The 713-nt window shown below is 41.5% G+C and carries 2 protein-coding genes; both read right to left on the bottom strand.

The genetic code is table 11. The features are described 5' to 3' along the window. Positions 1–56: 56 nt before the first annotated feature. A complete protein-coding gene (locus EI164_RS17575) occupies positions 57–203 on the bottom strand; it encodes a transposase (protein WP_367651957.1) in 147 nt (48 codons plus the stop codon). Positions 204–246: 43 nt separating this feature from the next. After that, positions 247–588, bottom strand: coding sequence for an IS630 transposase-related protein (locus tag EI164_RS16590; RefSeq protein ID WP_058025959.1), 342 nt, complete (start codon positions 586–588; stop codon positions 247–249). Between the last annotated feature and the right edge of the window lie 125 nt (positions 589–713).

Below are 713 nucleotides of genomic sequence, written 5' to 3'. Positions count from 1 at the left end.
AGGCCCTTCATTAATACATGGCGTAATGTTATTTGGGCAAGTTTAAACAAATATAGTCAATCCAACTTAAAGTTGTAACAGCAGACATTGCTGAATAAGTGATTTAGATTATTCTCACCCCAGCCTTGCCTGAGCGTTTTTACTTCAGCCCACTTCTTCTCAATAAGATTTAAATCAGGACTGTAAGGCGGTAGCCATAGAATACGGTGACCATGTCGGTTTAATAGCTTTTTGATACGTTTGTTCTTATGAAATCTGGTACTCGAGCATAGCTCTCCCCTTGCACTCGGGCAAAGCAGTGCTTTGCTTTATCCTCGCTTTCATGGCAGCTTCTACGCCGGATTTACTACAGCCCAAACGAGCAGCTCTTTCATAGTAGTAAGCGTCAGGATAGTCAGTAATGTCTTGTTTTAGGGCATCATTAGATATTTTGCGCGGTGCTCTGACGATGGGCTTGATACTGATGTCTTTTTTCCAGTTAATAATGGTGGTGGGACTCATATCATAAAGCTTGGCTGCGGTGCGCACGCTCATGCCTTGTTCAAGAGACTGTAGTACCTTTTTACGAAGGGTAATGGGGTATGTCATGGTAATTAGCGAGCTGGAATTTAGAATTATCGTAACAGTTCTTGGTAGGGTTTACTATACTTTGAATTATGGTGGTGTTCTAAAAAGTATGCTGGCATCAGACATAGCCATAATTGACATAGAAG

The organism is Psychrobacter sp. FME13 (assembly GCF_014861395.1).
In the GTDB taxonomy this organism is placed as follows: domain Bacteria; phylum Pseudomonadota; class Gammaproteobacteria; order Pseudomonadales; family Moraxellaceae; genus Psychrobacter.
Note: the sequence above shows the minus strand (reverse complement) of the source record. Positions and strands in the feature narration are given on the sequence as shown.